At 69.2% G+C, this 17,630-nt stretch carries 12 protein-coding genes; 10 read left to right on the top strand and 2 right to left on the bottom strand.

Annotated elements, in window-relative coordinates:
* Positions 1-22 precede the first annotated feature (22 nt).
* The 7 genes from LCL61_RS21930 (at position 23) to LCL61_RS21900 (ending at position 10,876) form a co-directional block, all read left to right on the top strand.
* Positions 23-2,611, top strand: a complete 2,589-nt coding sequence (locus LCL61_RS21930; RefSeq protein WP_340681434.1) for a multicopper oxidase domain-containing protein — start codon at positions 23-25, stop codon at positions 2,609-2,611.
* Entirely contained in the window at positions 2,608-3,048 is a 441-nt protein-coding gene (locus LCL61_RS21925) for a hypothetical protein (protein ID WP_340681433.1), read from the top strand. The genes LCL61_RS21930 and LCL61_RS21925 overlap by 4 nt, the downstream gene beginning before the upstream one ends.
* A gap of 143 nt (positions 3,049-3,191) precedes the next feature.
* Positions 3,192-6,893: a nitrate reductase subunit alpha gene (locus LCL61_RS21920; RefSeq protein ID WP_340681432.1), complete on the top strand. Its 3,702-nt coding sequence runs from the start codon at positions 3,192-3,194 to the stop codon at positions 6,891-6,893.
* A 1-nt stretch (position 6,894) separates the two neighbouring features.
* Positions 6,895-8,520, top strand: a complete 1,626-nt coding sequence (gene narH / locus LCL61_RS21915; protein WP_340681431.1) for a nitrate reductase subunit beta — start codon at positions 6,895-6,897, stop codon at positions 8,518-8,520.
* On the top strand, positions 8,517-9,236 hold the full coding sequence (gene narJ, locus LCL61_RS21910; RefSeq protein ID WP_340681430.1) for a nitrate reductase molybdenum cofactor assembly chaperone: 720 nt from the start codon (positions 8,517-8,519) through the stop codon (positions 9,234-9,236). Before narH ends, narJ begins: the two co-directional genes overlap by 4 nt.
* Positions 9,233-9,973 carry a respiratory nitrate reductase subunit gamma gene (narI, locus tag LCL61_RS21905; protein WP_340681429.1) on the top strand — a complete coding sequence of 247 codons (741 nt, stop codon included), beginning with the start codon at positions 9,233-9,235 and terminating at the stop codon, positions 9,971-9,973. The genes narJ and narI overlap by 4 nt, the downstream gene beginning before the upstream one ends.
* Positions 9,974-10,444: 471 nt before the next feature.
* Positions 10,445-10,876, top strand: coding sequence for a CBS domain-containing protein (locus LCL61_RS21900; RefSeq protein ID WP_340681428.1), 432 nt, complete (start codon positions 10,445-10,447; stop codon positions 10,874-10,876).
* Positions 10,877-11,050: 174 nt separating this feature from the next.
* On the opposite strand, the gene LCL61_RS21895 is transcribed toward LCL61_RS21900, so the two are convergent.
* On the bottom strand, positions 11,051-12,247 hold the full coding sequence (locus LCL61_RS21895) for a globin domain-containing protein (protein WP_340681427.1): 1,197 nt from the start codon (positions 12,245-12,247) through the stop codon (positions 11,051-11,053).
* Between the two features lie 251 nt (positions 12,248-12,498).
* Here LCL61_RS21895 and LCL61_RS21890 point away from each other — a divergent pair, with 251 nt between their 5' ends.
* Entirely contained in the window at positions 12,499-13,383 is an 885-nt protein-coding gene (locus LCL61_RS21890; protein ID WP_340681426.1) for a universal stress protein, read from the top strand.
* Between the two features lie 35 nt (positions 13,384-13,418).
* The gene (locus LCL61_RS21885; RefSeq protein ID WP_340681425.1) at positions 13,419-16,064 is read left to right on the top strand and encodes a cation-transporting P-type ATPase; all 2,646 of its coding nucleotides are present in this window, start codon (positions 13,419-13,421) and stop codon (positions 16,062-16,064) included.
* Positions 16,065-16,229: 165 nt separating this feature from the next.
* On the opposite strand, the gene LCL61_RS21880 is transcribed toward LCL61_RS21885, so the two are convergent.
* Complete coding sequence (locus LCL61_RS21880) at positions 16,230-17,129, bottom strand: fructose-bisphosphate aldolase (protein WP_340681424.1); 900 nt, start codon at positions 17,127-17,129, stop codon at positions 16,230-16,232.
* A gap of 251 nt (positions 17,130-17,380) precedes the next feature.
* Here LCL61_RS21880 and LCL61_RS21875 point away from each other — a divergent pair, with 251 nt between their 5' ends.
* Positions 17,381-17,629, top strand: coding sequence for a PLDc N-terminal domain-containing protein (locus LCL61_RS21875; RefSeq protein WP_340681423.1), 249 nt, complete (start codon positions 17,381-17,383; stop codon positions 17,627-17,629).
* The last annotated feature ends 1 nt before the right edge of the window (position 17,630 follow it).

The following is a 17,630-nucleotide window of genomic DNA, read 5'->3' as shown; positions in this document are numbered from 1 at the left end:
CCGTCCGGCTTTCCTTGACGGCGTGGACGAAACACCTCGGACCGACCTCGCGCCACCGACCGCGGCGCGCCCGCGAGGGCCGTTGTTCGTGTGGGCCAACGCGGTGGTGCTGGGCTGGCTGGCCGTCGCCGTCGTGCTGTCGGCCGCGCACCAAGTGCTCGGCTTGCCGGGCTGGGTCGCGCTGCACGCCCTGCTGCTGGGTGCGGTCACCAACGCCATCTTGATCTGGTCCGAACACTTCGTGGTGACGCTGTGCCGCGCACCGGCCCCACTCGCCCGACGGGTGGCGGCCGGACTGACGGCGCTGAACCTTTTCGTGGTCACCGTGCTCGCCGGAGTCACGACGAACGTGTCCGTGATGACCGGTGCCGGCGCCGCGGGCATCTGCGTGATCGCCGCCGTGCACACCGTTTTCCTGGTGCGTACCTACCGAAAGGCGCTTCAGCGCCGGTTCGGCCACCTCATCTGCTTCTACGCCTCGGCGAGCGTCGCGCTACTGGCCGGCGCCGTCACGGGTGCGGCGCTCGGCACCGGGGCCGCGACCCCGATCTGGTACTCGCGCCTGTGGGGTGCGCACGTCCACCTGACATTGTTGGGCTGGGTGGGATTCGCGGTGCTGGGCACCCTGTTCACCCTGTGGCCGACCACGCTCGGCATCCGGATCGCCGACGGCACCGCTTCGTTGGCGCGTCGCGCGCTCCCGGTGCTGGCGGTGGGACTGGTCCTCACCGTGGGCGGCATTCTCGCGGCGAGCCGATGGCTGACCCTCGCCGGTCTCGTGTGCTACGCCGCCGGTGTCGGTGTCGCGATGATCCCGCTCGTTCGTGCGCTCGGCACCCGCCGTCCGCGAGGTCCGGCGGCGTGGATGCTGGCCGCGGCCATCGGATGGCTGGGCGTGGCGGTCCTGATCGAGGGCGTCCGGTTGCTCCTGGCCGGATCGATCGACGCCCTCCCGGACGTGGTCGGCGCCGTGGTGCCGGTGTTCGTACTCGGCTTCACCGTCCAGGTGCTGGTCGGCGCGCTGACCCAACTTCTGCCCGTTGTGCTGGGCCGTGGTCCGGCCGAGCACAAGTCCCTCTCCGCGTCATTGGCGCGAGGCTGGCAGGTGCGCATCCTCCTGACCAACCTGGCCGTCCCTCTCGTCGCCGGGGACTGGCCGCGGCCACTGCCGCAGATCGGCTGGGCGTTCGGCGCGCTGGGCGTCGGAACCTTCGCCGTGCTCGCCCTGCGCGCCGCGATTCCGGTGGCCCTGCGTGGCGCGGCGACCACGGTCCAAGCGCCGGACCGGCCGAGCCCGTCATCGGGCACCACGACCGGGATCGCCGCCGGGCTGGCCGTGGTCGTGCTAGCCGTGGCACTGGCCGCCACCGGCACCGCAGAAGCCCCGAGTACACCGGTTTCCGGTGCGGCGCACACCGTCGAGGTGACCATGAGCGCGATGCGGCTTCGACCGTCCACTGTGGATATCCCGCCGGGCACCCGCTTGGTGCTGCGCGTGACCAATCAGGACTCGATGCCTCACGACCTGCGCGCGGACAGCGGACAACGCACACCTCGGCTCCGGCAAGGCGAAACCGCGCTGCTCGACCTCGGCGAGATCCAAGGCGACCACCAGGCCTGGTGCGACGTCGCCGGACACCGCGCGGCAGGGATGACCATGACCATCCGCACCTCCCCCGCCGCCGCGGACACCGGCCGAGACCACCGGGCAGGTCACGATCCGGGCACCGGGGCCGGTCTGGACCTGGGTGCCACACCCTCACCGGGCTGGACGCCTCATGATGCCCGGCTCGCGCCGCCGGCGGGAACCCTGCACCGGGTCGAGCTCCATGTCACCGAACAGGACGTGGAGGTCGCGCCCGGAGTCCGCGAGCGACGGTGGACGTTCGGCCGGACGGCACCCGGCCCCGCGTTACACGGGCGAGTGGGCGACCGGTTCGAGATCACCCTCGTCAACGACGCCACCATGGGCCACGGCATCGATTTTCACGCCGGAGCGCTGGCTCCCGATCAGCCGATGCGCACCATCGGCCCTGGCGAGCGCCTGGTCTACCGGTTCACCGCGCACCGCGCGGGCGCCTGGCTCTATCACTGCTCCACGATGCCCATGTCCCAGCACATCGCCAACGGCATGTACGGCGCGGTCGTCATCGATCCGCCCGGTCTGCCCGCCGTCGACCACGAGTATCTGCTCGTCTCCTCCCAGCTCTACCTCGGCGGTCCCGACAGCGACCAGCATGTCGCCAAGATCCACACGGGACGACCGGACGGCTGGGTGTTCAACGGCATGGCCGCCCAGTACGACCACGCGCCGCTCACCGCACGGTCCGGCAGGCGCGTCAGGATCTGGCTGGTCAATGCCGGGCCCGGCGACGCCACCGCCTTCCACGTCGTCGGCGCCCAGTTCGACACCCTCTACAAAGAGGGCACCTGGCTTCTCCGACCCGGAGACCCCGGCGGCGCCCAGGTGCTCGACCTCGCCCCGGCCCAGGGCGGCTTCGTCGAACTGTCCTTCCCCGAACCCGGCCACTACCCGTTCGTGGACCACGACATGCGTCACGCCGAGAACGGCGCCCATGGTCGGTTCACCGTCACGGAGCCTCCACAGTGATCGACATCTGGACCATCGTGCGGTTCCTGCACGTCCTCGGCGCCATCATCTGGGTCGGCGGGCAACTCACCATCACCGTCGTCGTGCTGCCGCCGGTACGGCGTCTGCTCGGCCTCGCCGAACGGACCGAAGTCCTGCGGACCGTGGGCAAACGCTTCGCGCTGATCACCGCGGCCTTGTTCCTCCCCACCCAGATCACCACCGGTGTGCTGCTGGCGTGGCGGAATGGGGTCACCTGGGCCGCGCTCGCGGAACCCGGCTACGGCCGCGTCCTGGCCGCGAAGCTGATCCTGTTCACCCTGGTCATGGCCGCGGCCACGGTGCACGGCATCGCGCAGGCCAAGCACCGGCCCGCCGCCGCACGAGCCGCGTCCATCACCGCGCTCGTCGGCTCGCTCGGCGTGATCCTGCTGGCCACCGGCCTGGTCGAACGGTAGCCGGCAGGACGGGACCGAAGGTCCCTCAGTGCGGGACGTTCGCCTGGTGATCGGCGCCCGGCTTTCGCCGAACATAGGTCATGCCCTACCGGTCACCCGCCCTTGTCCCCGGTGTCCGGACCACTCGAAGGAGTCGCGTCCCCGTGTCTTCCCAACCTGCCCCTGCGAACGACCACGTTCCCGGCCACGGGCCGCTGCTCGGTGCTCGTCGTTTCCTGACCAAGGAGACGGTCGGTGACCACGGACGGACGCTGCATCAGATCGATTCCGGTGCCTGGGAGTCGTTCTACCGCGACCGATGGAGCTACGACCGGGTCGTGCGGTCGACCCATGGCGTCAACTGCACCGGTTCGTGCTCGTGGAACGTCTTCGTCAAGGACGAGCTGATCACCTGGGAACACCAGGCGACCGACTACCCGACCACAGGCCCGGACAGCCCGGACTACGAACCCCGGGGTTGTCCGCGCGGCGCATCGTTTTCCTGGTACGAGTACTCGCCTTCCCGTGTCCGGCACCCCTATGTGCGCGGCTCGCTGATCACGATGTTCCGCGCGGGCCTGGGGCGGTTCGGCGATCCGGTCGCGGCGTGGGCGGATATCGTCGAGGACCCGCGCAAGGCGTCCGTCTACAAAGGACAGCGTGGCCGCGGCGGTTTCGTGCGTGCCTCGTGGGACGAGGTGACCACCATGGTCGCCGCCGCGCATGTGTACACCACAAAGACCCACGGGCCCGACCGGGTCGTCGGGTTCTCGCCGATCCCCGCGATGTCCATGGCGTCGTTCGCGGCGGGGACCCGCTACCACGCGTTGCTGGGCGGCACGCTGCTGTCGTTCTACGACTGGTACGCCGACCTGCCGATCGCCTCGCCCCAGGTGTGGGGCGACCAGACCGACGTCCCCGAGGCCGGCGACTGGTGGAACTCCACCTACCTGGTCATGTGGGGTTCCAACATCCCGGTCACCCGCACCCCGGACGCCCACTTCCTCGCCGAGGCCCGCTACCGCGGCACCAAGGTCGTCGCCGTCAGCCCCGACTACGCCGACAACGTCAAGTTCGCCGACGACTGGGTCGCCCCGCGGCCGGGCACCGACGGGGCACTGGCGATGGCCATGGGCCACGTGATGCTCACCGAGTTCTTCCGCGACCGCCAGGTCCCCTACTTCACCGACTACGTGCGGTCCTACACCGACCTGCCCTTCCTGGTGACGCTTCGCGAGCGGGAGCCGGGCGTCTACGTCGCAGAACGATTCCTCACCGCCGCCGACCTCGGCGACGAAGATCCAGGTGCGCAGCACAAAACCGTTCTGCTCGACAACGTGTCCGGCGCCCCGGTGGTGCCGGGCGGGTCGCTGGGATTCCGCTACGGCCCCGAGGGCGAAGGCCGGTGGAACCTCGACCTCGGCGACGTCGTGCCCGCGCTCGGCGTGCTCGATCACGCCACCGGGCAGGTCCCCGTGGACCTCGCGCGGTTCGACATCGGCGAGACCGAGGGCGGCGCCACCATGCGCCGCGGTGTCCCGGTCAAGCGCGTGGGCGACCACCTCGTCACCGGCGTCTTCGACCTCGTCATGGCCCAGTACGGCGTCCGTCGCGGCGACCTGCCCGGCGAATGGCCCACCGGGTACGACGACGCCGACGCCCCGCACACGCCCGCGTGGCAGGAGCGGCTCACCGGTGTTCCCGCGGCGATGGCGGCCAAGATCGGGCGCGAGTTCGCCCGCAACGCCGAGCGCAGCCGTGGCCGTTCCCTGATCGCGCTCGGCGCGGGCGCGAACCAGTGGTTCCACTCGGACATGACCTATCGCGCCTTCATCGCGCTGGTCACGCTCACCGGCTGCCAGGGCGTCAACGGCGGCGGCTGGGCGCACTACGTCGGCCAAGAGAAGGCGCGGCCGATCACCGGGCAACAGCACATGAGCTTCGCCTTCGACTGGCAGCGACCGATGCGGCACCAGGCGAGCACCCCGTTCTGGTACCTGCACACCGACCAGTGGCGCTACGAGAAGGTGCCCGCCGACGAGCTCGCTTCGCCGCTGGGACAGGGACGGCTGGCGGGTATGGCGTTCGCCGACACCGTCGCGGCCGCTCAGCGCATGGGCTGGTCGCCGGGCCATCCGGCGTTCGACCGCAACCCGCTCGACCTCACCGACGAGGCCGCGGCCGCCGGCGTGAGCACGAGCGAGCACATCGTCGCCGAGCTGCGCGCGGGACGGCTCAAGGCCGTCGCCGACGACCCGGACGACCCCGCGAACTTCCCCCGCTGCCTGACCTTGTGGCGGGCGAACCTGCTCGGTTCCTCCGGCAAGGGCAACGAGTTCTTCATGAAGCACCTGCTCGGCGTGGATTCGCTGGCGTCGGCCGACGAGTGCGGTCCCGGCGAGCGGCCCCGCGACGTGGCGTGGCGGGACGAAGCACCCACCGGCAAGCTCGACCTGCTCACCGCGATCGACTTCCGGATGACCAACACCGGGCTGCACTCCGACGTCGTCCTGCCCGCCGCCACCTGGTATGAGAAGCACGACATCTCCACCACCGACATGCACCCGTTCGTGCACGCGTTCTCCCCCGCCGTCGCCCCGCCGGGCGAGGCGCACACCGACTACGACGCCTTCCTCTCCATCGCCGACAAGGTCAGCGAGCTGGCGGTCACTCATCTCGGCGTCCGCCGCGACGTGCTGGCCGCGCCACTGCAGCACGACACGCCCGACGAGCTCGCGACGCCGTCCGGCCGGGTCCGGGACTGGAAGCGCGGCGAGTGCGAACCGGTGCCGGGCGTGACGATGCCGAAGCTGGTCGAGATCGAACGTGACTACACGCTCATCGGCGCGAAGATGCGTGCCGTCGGCCCGTTGCTGGACAAACTCGGCACCACGACCAAGGGCATCACCGTCGCCGTCACCACCGAGCTGGAGTACCTACGCCACCAGAACGGCGTCGTGCCCGACGGCCCGTTCGCCGGCCGTCCGTCACTGTCCACAGCGGACCGGATGTGCGAGGCGATCCTCGCGCTGTCCGGCACGACCAACGGCCGCGTTGCCCACGAAGGCTTCCAGCAACTGGAAAAGCGGACCGGGCAGCAGTTCACCGACCTGATCGAGGGCCACGAAACCGATCACGTCACGTACGCGTCCACTCAGGAGGCGCCGCAGCCGGTGTTCACCAGCCCGGAGTGGTCCGGCTCGGAAAAGGGCGGGCGCCGGTACTCGCCGTTCACCATCAACGTCGAACGGCGCAAGCCGTGGCACACTCTCACCGGCAGGCAGCACTTCTTCGTCGAGCACGACTGGGTCGCCGAACTGGGCGAGCATCTGCCCGGCTACCGGCCGCCGTTGAACATGGCCCGGCACTTCGGAAAGCCCGGCGAACTCGCCGACGGCGGCGTGACCGTCCGGTTCCTCACTCCGCACGCGAAGTGGTCGATCCACTCGATGTACCACGACAACGAGCTCATGCTCGCGCTCTCCCGCGGTGGTCCGGTGATCTGGATGAGTGTCGAGGACGCCGCCAAGATCGGTGTCGCCGACAACGACTGGGTCGAGGCCGTCAACCGCAACGGCGTGATCGTGGCCCGCGCCGTCGTCAGCCACCGGATGCCCGAGGGCACGGTGTTCCAGTACCACTCCCCCGAACGCACCGTGAACGTCCCGAAGACCGAGAAAAGCGGCAAGGGCAAGGGAAAGCGCGGCGGCTACCACAACTCGATGACCCGGCTGCTCATCAAGCCGACGCATCTCGCGGGCGGCCATGCCCAAATGACCTACGCCTTCAACTACTACGGCCCCATCGGCAGCCAGCGCGACGAGATCACCGTGATCCGCCGCCGCGGCCAGGAAGTGGAGTACTGACATGCGCATCCGCGCCCAGGTCGCGATGGTGATGAACCTCGACAAGTGCATCGGCTGTCACACCTGCTCGGTGACCTGCAAACAGACTTGGACCAACCGCGAAGGCACCGAGTACGTCTGGTTCAACAACGTCGAGACCAAACCCGGTATCGGTTACCCCAAGCACTACGAGGACCAGGAACGCTGGAAGGGCGGCTGGAAGCTCGACAAGAAGGGACGGCTGGTCCTGCGCTCCGGCGGACGCGCGAAGCGGCTTTCGCGGATCTTCGCCAACCCCGACCTTCCGACGCTCGAGGACTACTACGAGCCCGCGACCTTCGACAAGGACGTCCTCGTCACCGCGCCCGGCGGGCTCACCGACACCCCGGTCAAGCAACCGAGGTCGGCCCTCACCGGGGAACCGATGAGCCTCGAATGGGGCGCGAACTGGGAGGACAGCCTCGGCGGCGCCCACGAGCGCGCCGGCACCGACCCCAACATCACCGCGATGGACCCCGACGCGGCGGCACGGGTGCGGTTCGAGTTCGAGAAGACCTTCATGTTCCACCTGCCGCGGATCTGCGAGCACTGTCTCAACCCCGCCTGCGTCTCGGCCTGCCCGTCGGGCGCGATGTACAAACGCGAGGAGGACGGCATCGTCCTGGTCGACCAGGACCGCTGCCGCGGCTGGCGCATGTGCGTGAGCGCCTGTCCCTACAAGAAGGTCTACGTCAACCACGCCACCGGCAAGGCCGAGAAGTGCACCTTCTGCTTCCCGCGCATCGAAGCCGGCCAGCCCACCATCTGTTCGGAGACCTGCGTCGGCAGGCTGCGCTATCTGGGCCTGGTCTTCTACGACGAGGACGCGGTGCTCGCCGCCGCCTCCGTCGAAGACGAGCGGGAGCTGCTGGCCGCGCAACGAGCGGTGTTTCTCGACCCGCACGATCCCGAGACGGTGCGTCTGGCGACCGAGGCGGGCCTGCCCGAGGAGTGGGTGCTCGCCGCACAGGCCTCGCCGGTGTGGAAGCTGATCAGCGAGTACAAGATCGCTTTGCCGCTGCACCCGGAATACCGCACCCTGCCGATGGTCTGGTACGTCCCGCCGCTCTCCCCCGTGCTGGACGCCGTCAACGCCGCAGGGCGCGACGACACCGACGCCGACGACGTCTTCCACACCATCCGTGATCTGCGGATCCCCGTGGAATACCTCGCCGAACTGTTCACCGCGGGCGACGCCGACGCGGTGGCGGGCGTGCTGATGAAGCTCGCCGCGATGCGTTCCTACATGCGCGCCCGCACCCTCGACGGCACCGTCGCCGAGGAACTCTGCGAGGCCGTCGGCATGTCCGGCAAAGAGATCGAGGCGATGTACCGGCTGCTCGCGATCGCCAAGTACGACGAGCGCTACGTCATCCCCGCCGCCTACGCCAAGGACGCCGCCGCGCTCGAAGCACAGGCGGCGTCCACTTCGGACTGTTCGCTGGACTGCACCGGCGGCCCCGGGATGACCGAACCGGCCGCGACCGCCGAGCGGTTCCACCTCGTGACCGAAGACCGGCAGGTCCGCCCGGGCCGCCGGAGCCTGTTCGCGCGCCGCGGCGACGGCAGGCTCGGCCTGACCATCGATCCCGCCGGAGGCCGCTCATGACCGCGCCCGAACGGTCCTTTGTGGAGGGTACCGACCGGGCCCGGCTGTTCGAACTCGCCTCGGTGCTGCTCACCTACCCCGACGCCACACTGATCGGGGCCGGGAAGGAACTGTCCGCCGCCGTCGGCGAGATCACCCACGACGAGGTGCGGGAACAACTCACCGCGTTCCTCGACTGGTTCCTGACCACCGACTCCCTCCAGGTCGAGACCCACTACGTCCGCACGTTCGACCTGCGTCGGCGCTCGGGGCTGTACCTGACCTACTACCTGCACGGCGACACCCGTAAGCGCGGCATCGCCCTGCTCACCCTCAAACAGCGCTACCGCGCCCACGGCCTGCGCCTGACCCCTGGCGAGCTGCCCGATCTGCTGCCGGTGGTACTCGAGTTCGCCGCGGTCGCCGGCCCGGGCGACGGCGAGGCGCCGCTGCGCCAGCACCGCCGGGGACTGGAGCTTCTGCGCTCCACTTTGGACGAATGCGGATCGCCCTACCGGCACCTGCTCGAGGCGGTCGTCGCCGCGTTGCCGCCACTGACCGAGGCCGACCGGGACACGATCCGCACGCTCGCCGAAGACGGCCCTCCCGTGGAATCGGTCGGGCTCGCGGCGTACGGCACCGATGTCGACACCATCGGCTTCGGTCCCGATCTCAGTTCCGAAGCGTGTGGCCACGCACATCCCTTCAACAACCGTTCGATGGAGAGTGCCCCGTGAGCACGTTCGTCTGGATCGTCGTCCCCTACGCCTGTTTGGCGGTGTTCCTCCTCGGTCACGTGTGGCGGTGGCGCCACGACCAGTTCGGCTGGACCACCCATACCAGCCAACTGCTGGAGAGCCGCATCCTGCGGCTGGGCTCACCGCTGTTCCACCTCGGAGCGTTCGGTGTCATCGCCGGTCACGCCATGGGCCTGCTGGTGCCCGCTTCGGTGACGGCGAAGATCGGGATCTCCGAGCACTTCTACCACGCCACCGCCGTCTGGGGCGGCACCGTCACCGGTGTCATGCTCGTGGCAGGCCTCGCCTTACTGATCGCCCGCCGCTTCGTCAACCGCCGCGTCCGCCGGGTCACCACGACGATGGACAAGGTGCTCTACGTCGCGCTGGCCGCGATGGTGGTACTCGGGATGACCGCCACGGTCGGGACCAATCTCCTCGGCGAGGGTTACGACTACCGCGAGACGATCGCCGTCTGGTTCCGCGGCGTCTTCTGGTTCTCTCCCGAACCGCACCTGATGACCGGCGCGCCGCTCGTCTATCAGCTGCACGCGATCGGCGGATTCCTTTTCCTCGCGCTGTGGCCCTTCACGCGGCTGGTCCACGTGTGGTCGGCGCCGCTGGCCTATCTGTGGCGCCCCTACGTCGTCTACCGCGGCCGCCGGGGGAAGCCCGTGACTCCTGCCCCGACGCCGGCCGACGTGCGGGATCGAGCCCTGCACGACACCCGGCAATGAGACCTGGACGGGCTCGTGAGTGGCAGCGGACTCGCCAGTGAGCCCCGATGCTCCTTGAGGATCGGTACAGGTGGTCGTGAGTGGCGTTTCGGGTTAGAACCCGCATTGCCACTNGTTAGAACCCGAAACGCCACTCACGACCAACCCGACCCACGACCAGGGCCGAAGGGAGCCTTCACCCCACCTGTCAACCTCGCCCAAGATCAACCTAAGCTACGTGACATGGGGGGTTCTAACCCTACTTGCCACTCACGACCCCCTCGCCGAATCGGGCATATGGGCCTGAAGCAAGCATTTCGTCGTTGGAAAGCATCCCTTGTGGACACTGAAGAGCGCGGCTGACTCCTGTCGGCCAGTCCAGAACCACACCGCGAAGGCCGCCTCTCTGCCTTGACCCAGCGAAGGGGTCTTTCACCGCAGAGGCTCGGTCACGCCACGTTTGTCTTATCCCTCAAGTAAGGAGGACATACCGTGCCCGCTCCACCCGGGTTGATCGGCAAGACCGTCGGCGACGTGCTGGTGCGGCGACCCAAGACGTCACCAGCGGACATCCTCGTCGATCAGGCCCGGGCCTGCTTCGCCGACGACCACGTCCACATGCTCCTGCTCACGGAGTCCGGACGTCTCATCGGCACCCTCCTCCGCACCGACCTGCCCGCGGATCTGGACGGTGCCGACCTCGCTCTGCCCCACTCGCGGATGTCGGGCCGGACGGTGACCGTGGACATGCCCGCCGAACAGGCACGCCTGCTCCTCTTGGCACGCGGCCAGCGGCGCCTCGCCGTGGTCGATCACGACGGGGCCATCGTGGGCCTGCTCTGCCTCAAACGCCGTCTGACCGGATTCTGCAGCGACGCCGACGTCTCCGCCCGTGCCTCGGAACGCTCATGTCGGCGGGAGTAGGCCGGCGGGTGTCGTGGGGTGGGCACGGTCCAGCTCCCGAACCGCCACTACGGCCATGTCGCGAAGCCAGTCCCAGGGACGCGCCACGTTCGCTCTTATCTCGACGAATACATGAAGGCCCTCTTTCTTGCACCAGACGTAAGGAAGAGGGCCTTCATGTACCGCACACGGGCGTCAGCCCCGGTCGAGCATTCCGGGGCCGAACACCTCGTAGTGAACGCGCTCGGCGGGCAGGCCGCGCCGGATCAGTCCGGCGCGGATCCCGTGCATGAACGGCAAGGGGCCACACAGGTAGGCGGTGGTGCCCGAAGGCAACGGGAGCGCGTCGACGTCCATGAGACCGGGCCGCGAGCTGTCGTCGTGGCCGTTCTCGTACCAGTACAACTCCTCGGCCTCCGCCAAACCCGTCGCGGTCTGGGCACATTCGCGGCGAAGTGCGTGGTGAGCGGGTGAGCGATCGGCGTGGGCGAGGATGATCCGCCGCGTCGGCTGGGTGCGGGCGAGGTGATCCAGCATGGCGGCCATCGGGGTGATCCCGATGCCGGCGCTGACCAGGAGCACCGGTCCGTCGCCGGTGTCGAGCGTCGTCTCGCCCGCGGGTGGTCCGAGCAGCAGGGTCTCGTCTTCGGTCACCTGGTCGTGCAGGTGGCTGGACACCGCGCCGTCCGGGGCGCCGTCGCGGCCGCGAACCCGGCGGACGGTGATCCGCAGCGAGCCCCTTCCAGGGCCGTGTGACAGTGAGTACTGACGAGGCTGGCGACGGCCGTCGGGCAGGTCGACGGCGACCGAAACGTACTGGCCGGGCAGGAAGTCCGGGACGGCCGCGCCGTCGTCGGGCACCAGGGTGAACGACACCGCGTCGACGGCCTCGTCAAGGCGTTTGGCCACGCGCCAGCGGCGCCAGAGGTCGGCGGGATCGAGGTCGCCACGTTCGTAGAGGCGGGCTTCGGCGGCGATCAGCCGGCAGGCGAGCAGCCAGTAGACCTCGTGCCACGCCGCGGAGACTTCGGGGGTGACCGCGGCACCGAGGACCGTGCCGACGGCGGTGAGCAAATAGTGACCGACGAGCGGGTACTGCTCGGCCCGGATGCCCAGCGACACGTGCTTGTGCGCGATCCGCTCGGCGACTCGCTCGAACGTCGCGGCGTCGTCGCCGTCCTTGGCGAGCAGGTACTCGGCGAAGCCGGCGACGGCCGACGCCAGCGCGAGCTTCTGACGGCCGTCGGCCTGGTTACCCTGGTTGAACAGGTCGAGCAGTTCCGGATGCGCGGCGAACATCGACGAGTAGAACTCACCGGTGATTTCCACGGCGTGCGCGCGCACGACGGGCAAGGTGACACGAACCACCGCGGCGGATGCTGGGGACAGCAAGGAATTCTCCTTCTTCGGGGAGTAGGACCAGGCCTCGCGAAGGCGCCGATGCGGCCACGACCGGTCTCTTTTCGATCCTGCCGGGAACGGGGTGCGGCACCAAGGGATCTTCGGCGTACTCGGCCGGGGACCTTGGTCCCTACGAAACTCGGCCGATGGCACTGGGACCGGAACCCGGGGAACGGCAGGGTGGATGACGTGATCAGCACCGCCCATGGGGGCGGGACTTACTCTCCCGATTCGAGGACACGATGACCGCACCAGACGTGCGACCGGTAGTGGTGGGTGTGGACGGCTCTTCTTCGGCCCTCCAAGCGGCGCGCTGGGCAGCGACCGAAGCGGCAAGGCGGAAGGCGCCGTTGTCGATCACGCATGCCTGCATGCTGATCCCGGTACAGATGCCGCCCGGGGTCGAGTTGCCGAGGCCCTACGCCGACGCACTGACCGAACAAGGACGGGAAGTACTCGCGGCGGCGGCGGAGGCGGCCAGGGAAGCGGCCCCCGAGGTCGACGTGACCACCGAGCTGCGCGGCGGAGCCGCGGCGGAGCACCTCATCGGGCGCTCGGCCTCGGCGGAGGTGATCGTGCTGGGCTCTCGTGGCCTGGGTGGGTTCACCGGGCTGCTGGTGGGCTCGATCGCGGTCGCGGTGGCGACGCACGGACACTGCCCGGTCATCGTCGTCCGGGGAACGGATCGGCCGCAGGACGCACCGGTCGTCGTCGGTGTGGACGGCTCGCCGACGAGTGACGCGGCTTTGGCTTTCGCCTTCGACGCCGCCGCGGCGCGCGGTACGCGTCTGGTCGCCGTGCGCGCGTGGTCGGACTTCGCCGTGGGCAATGCCTGGGAGTTCGGGTCCGCGCTGGACTGGGAGGCCATCCAGGCGGCGGAGGCCCGGCTGGTGGAACAGCAGCTCGACGTCTACCGGAGCAGGTACCCCGACGTGCCCGTTCAAGGCGTCGTCGTGCGTGACCGGCCGGCGCACACGTTGCTCGAACACTCCGAGAACGCCCAACTCGTCGTTGTCGGTTCTCGAGGCCGAGGTGGTTTCCGCGGACTGCTCCTGGGCTCCACCAGCCAGGCGCTGATCCACCACGCCGCCTCTCCGGTGGCCGTCGTCCCGCCCGCTCGGCAGTGAAAGCCGCGCCGCTGACCGGACGCGGGACACGCCAGGTGCCGGACGTCTCCGATCCGTGGTGCTTGGAGACCGGAGAGCTGGCGTCTCGCCTCGACGTCGATCCGGGGCGTGGTCTGGACTCCTCGGACGCGAGCGACCGGCTCGAGGTGACCGGGCCCAACCGGCTCGCCGAGGCGCCGAGTAGGCCGTGGTGGCGGGTACTGGTGGCACAGGTGGCCGGCCCGCTGAACCTCGTGCTCGTGGTGGCGGCCGCGCTGGCGGGCGTGGTGGAGCGGTCGTATCGGGAAGCGCTCGTCATCGGACTGGTCCTCGGCCTGAACGGTGTCCTGGGTTTCGTGCAGGAACGAAGGGCGGATCGCGCGGTCGCCGCGCTGAAGAGCCTGCTCAGCCCGTCGGCCCGGGTCCGCCGCGACGGCAGGGTGACCGAGGTGCCCGCGGCCGAGCTCGTGCCGGGTGACGTCGTCCTGGTGGACGCGGGTGACCGGGTGCCGGCGGACGGCCGGGTGCTGTCGACAGTGAACCTGGAAACCGATGAATCCGGTTTGACCGGCGAATCCGCCCCCGTCCCCAAATCCGCGGCGCCGCGGCAGGGCGAGATGGCGCTGCCCGATCGGACGTCCATGGCCCATATGACGAGCATCGTCACGAGGGGCCGTGGCGAGCTGCTGGTCACGAGCACCGGCATGCGCACGGAGATCGGCAAGGTCGCCGGGCTGCTGGAACGCACCGATTCGACACGGACGCCGTTGCAGCGGCAGCTGGACAAGCTCGGTGTCCGTCTGGCCTACCTCGCCGGCGTGGCGGTCCTCCTCGTGGCGGTCCTGCAATTCGCGGCCGGCGGCGGTATCGGTGAGGTGATCACGCTGGCCGTCGCGCTCGGCGTGGCCGCCATCCCGGAGGGGCTGCCCGCCGTCGTCACGGTGACACTGGCACTGGGAATGCGGCGGATGGCGCGTCAGCGCGCGATCGTCAAACGGCTCCCCGCCGTGGAAACCCTGGGCGCGACGACGGTCATCTGTACCGACAAGACCGGCACGCTCACGCTGAACCAGATGACCGCGCGTTCGCTGTGGTATGCCGGACGCCGTTACCTGGTGTCGGGTGAGGGCTACGGCTTCGAAGGCGCGATCACCGCCGAAGACGGCGGTGAAATCCCCGATCTCGGTGAGCTGCTGACCACCGCGGTGCTGTGCAACGACGCGGTGGTCCAAGACGCCGCTCTTGTCGGAGATCCGACCGAGGGCGCGCTGGTGACCCTGGCGGGCAAGGCGGGTTTGGACGTCATGGCGCTGCGCGGCGCCACTCCCCGCGTCGCCGAGATCCCCTTCGACTCCGCTTTGAAGTACATGGCGACGTTCCATCGTCACGGGCCCGCGATCCGTGCGCACGTGAAGGGCGCGGCGGACGTCCTGCTCCACCTGGCCACCCATGTGCGCCGGGAACACGGTGACGTCCCGCTCGACGACGACGCACGCCGCCGGCTCCTGGCGGAACTCGATCATCTCGCCGGACGAGGTCAGCGCGTACTGGCTGTCGCCCACGGCGACACGGAGGTGCCCGCGCTGCCAAAGCGACTGGTCCTGATCGGGCTGATCGGACTGCTCGATCCAGCACGACCGGAAGCCCGCGCCGCGGTCGCCGAATGCCATGCCGCCGGAATCGACGTCAAGATGATCACCGGTGATCACCTGGCCACCGCGACCTCTATCGCCCGCGCGGTCGGCATCGAGGGCGACGGCCTGTCGGGACTGGACATCGACCGGCTCGACGACCGTGCCCTCGAACAGGCCTTGACCACCACCGGCGTGTTCGCGCGGGTGGCGCCGGAGCACAAGATCCGCATCGTCGACACGCTCAAGCGACGCGATGACGTCGTCGCCATGACCGGCGACGGCGTGAACGACGCACCGGCGCTCAAAGCCGCCCACATCGGGGTGGCCATGGGGATCACCGGCTCCGACGTGTCCAAGGAAGCCGCCGCGATGATCCTCACCGACGACAATTTCGCGACCATCGTCCGGGCCGTCCGCGCCGGCCGCACCATCTACGACAACATCGTCAAGTTCGTCCGCTTCCAGGTCGGCACCAATGTCGCCGCGATCCTCACCATGGTGATCGGCTCCCTGTTGTTCAGTACCGGCACCAGCGTTCTGACACCGCTGATGTTGTTGTGGGTCAACGTGATCGCCGACGGTCCTCCCGCGTTGGCGCTCGGTCTGGAACCACCGCGGCCATCCGTCATGGAGGAGCCGCCGCGGCGACCGGGAGCGCAGATCCTCAGCGCGGGCCGCCTGACGCGGATCCTGTTGTCCGGACTCGTGATGGTGGCCGGGACCCTCTACGCGTTCGCACACGGCCTGGACCGCGGCATCGAAGTGGCCCACACCCTCGCCTTCGTCACCTTCGTGGTGTTCCAGCTGTTCAACATCCTCAACGTCCGCGACGAACACGCCTCGGCGTTCGGAGGGCTCTTGTTCCACAACAGGCGGCTCTGGGCCGCGCTGGGTTCGGTGCTCGCCCTGCAGGTCTGCGCCGTGTACCTGCCCGCCGCGCAATCCCTGTTCGGCACGACCGCCTTGACCGCCCTCGACTGGCTCGTCGCCACCGCGATCGCGTCTTCCGTCCTGTGGGCCGAGGAACTGCGCAAAGCGGTGTCACGCCGACGGCCGGCCCGGCGATGATCCGATGACGACACTCGCGGAGCTCAGACCGGCCCTGCCGGACCAGCCGCGCAAGAAACCCCGTCGAGGCGATCGGCCTGCCGCCGGGCCGGAAAACCAGCGCCGAATGCCTTCACCTCTTCGTCAGGCATCGGTGGGCACGCAAGCGGAGCCGACCGGGCGCGATCACTCGCTTTCTCCGGGGTACTTGGCCAGGATCTCACGAAGCGCGGCGACGAACCGCAGGGATTCGTCATGTTCTCGCTGCCAGACGTTGCGGCCGAAGATCAGTCCGGTGGCGCCGGCGTCCATCGACTCGTGCGCCTTCTCCAACATGGCTTCGTCGCCCAGCTTCGCTCCGCCGGAGACCAGCACCAGCGTCCTGTTGGCGGACCGCACGACGGCGTCGATGGCCTGCTGAGTGGTGAACTCCTCGTCATAGGACGACGGCACCGCCGCACGCTTCTCCGGATGCGGAAAGTTCACCTTCACCACGTCCGCGCCGAGCTCGGAAGCCGTCCGAGCCGCGTAGTCGACGGCGTAGAAGGAATCCTTGCCGCCTTTGGCCTCGATGGCGGCACCGCGCGGGTATGCCCAGACGATCAGCGGCATGCCGAGGCGGTGAGCATCCTCCCGGACACGCCGGTACTGCTCGAAATCCGCCTCCTGCGCGGGAGTCCCGACATACAAGGTGTAGCCGACGGCGTCCGCCCCGAGCCGCACGGCGTCCTCCACCGTCGCGTTGACCGGGGAGAGCGCCCGCTCGTCGGCCGGGATGTCGGTCTTGCCGTTGAGCTTCAGCACCAGCGGGACCTCACCCGCGTAGTCCCAGTAGAACTTCTCGGCGAGTCCGATCTGCGTGACGATCCCGTTGAACCCGCCTTCGAGGGCGAGTTTGACGATGAAGCGAGGGTCGCTCGCCGCCGGGTTCGCGAAGAAGTCACGCGGCCCGTGCTCGAGGCCTTGGTCGTACGGCAGGAAGAACGCGGTCCCGTTGCACAGCCCGTGCCGGAACAGGATACGGCGCAGCCTGGCCTTCTTCCCTGTGTTGAGGCCGAGTTCTCGCAGTACGGGTCGGGTCGGCATGGTGCACCTCCGGTCGGACGGGCGGATTCACCGACCACGCTTCCAGCACACGGGACTGGTCGCGCCCGCCGTTCGTCCCCGCTCGACGGGACCTTCGGCACCAGAGCGACGAGTTCAGCGGTCGAGGCGGACCACTGCCAGGCCGATTCCACCGAGGCCGAACAGCCGGACGTCGGGGACCTCCGTCCCTCCCGCCGGGGACGCCGATCGGAGATGCTCGACGAACGGCAAACGACCGACGGGAGCGGACGATGAACCACGACGAGGGAACCGAACACCACAAGCCTCCGTCCGCGGTACTGGGGTTCCTCACCGGGGTGCAGCTGACCCTCGCCGCGGTGGCGTGGACCGATCTGGCGATGCGGCCCGCCATCGAGATCCGGGGCACCAAGAAGGCATGGGCCCTCATCATCGCGATCAACTTCATCGGGCCGATCGCCTACCTCACCTACGGCAGAAGACCGCTCGACCCCGGTGCCCGGCCTGCCGAGCGGGTGTGAC

Origin of the sequence: Amycolatopsis coloradensis (assembly GCF_037997115.1) — a bacterium.
In the GTDB taxonomy this organism is placed as follows: Bacteria; Actinomycetota; Actinomycetes; order Mycobacteriales; family Pseudonocardiaceae; genus Amycolatopsis; species Amycolatopsis coloradensis_A.
The sequence above is the reverse complement of the archived record's forward strand: the minus strand, read 5'-3'. Positions and strand labels throughout refer to the sequence as shown.

What these genes read in the sequence shown, in the direction of transcription:
- LCL61_RS21875 (WP_340681423.1), top strand. Translation starts at nt 17,381, where the DNA reads ATGAACCACGACGAGGGAACCGAACACCACAAGCCTCCGTCCGCGGTA.
- narH (WP_340681431.1), top strand. Translation starts at nt 6,895, where the DNA reads ATGCGCATCCGCGCCCAGGTCGCGATGGTGATGAACCTCGACAAGTGC.
- LCL61_RS21880 (WP_340681424.1), bottom strand. Translation starts at nt 17,129, where the DNA reads ATGCCGACCCGACCCGTACTGCGAGAACTCGGCCTCAACACAGGGAAG.
- narJ (WP_340681430.1), top strand. Translation starts at nt 8,517, where the DNA reads ATGACCGCGCCCGAACGGTCCTTTGTGGAGGGTACCGACCGGGCCCGG.
- LCL61_RS21890 (WP_340681426.1), top strand. Translation starts at nt 12,499, where the DNA reads ATGACCGCACCAGACGTGCGACCGGTAGTGGTGGGTGTGGACGGCTCT.